Source organism: Aquabacterium sp. A08 (assembly GCF_011742065.1).
Genome location: NZ_JAAQQT010000446.1, coordinates 1 through 269, shown reverse-complemented (window position 1 = coordinate 269; position 269 = coordinate 1). Strand labels below are relative to the sequence as shown.

Below are 269 nucleotides of genomic sequence, written 5' to 3'. Positions count from 1 at the left end.
GACACCATGCCCGAGATGGCGTCGGTGATGAGCTTTTTCTCGTCCACCGGCTCCACGTAGTCGCTCTTGACCATGCCGAAAACGGCGGCCAACTGTTGCAGTTCTTCCAGCGGCAGCGGCGACAGGGCCCCCCGCGCCACGGCCTGCAGCTGCACGGTGGTCAACGCGCCGGCCAGGGCGCCCACGGCGACCCAACCGGCAATCTTCAATTTCTGGCCCATCACTCAACCCTTAGAACGGTTGCGTTGCAATATACACCTAGGAATGCG

Annotated in this window: 1 pseudogene; it reads right to left on the bottom strand. The window is 62.5% G+C overall.

Annotation, left to right across the window (positions count from 1 at the left end):
* A pseudogene (locus HA630_RS02535) lies at nt 1–221 on the bottom strand (peptidase S41); the annotation flags it as partial.
* Nucleotides 222–269 lie beyond the last annotated feature (48 nt).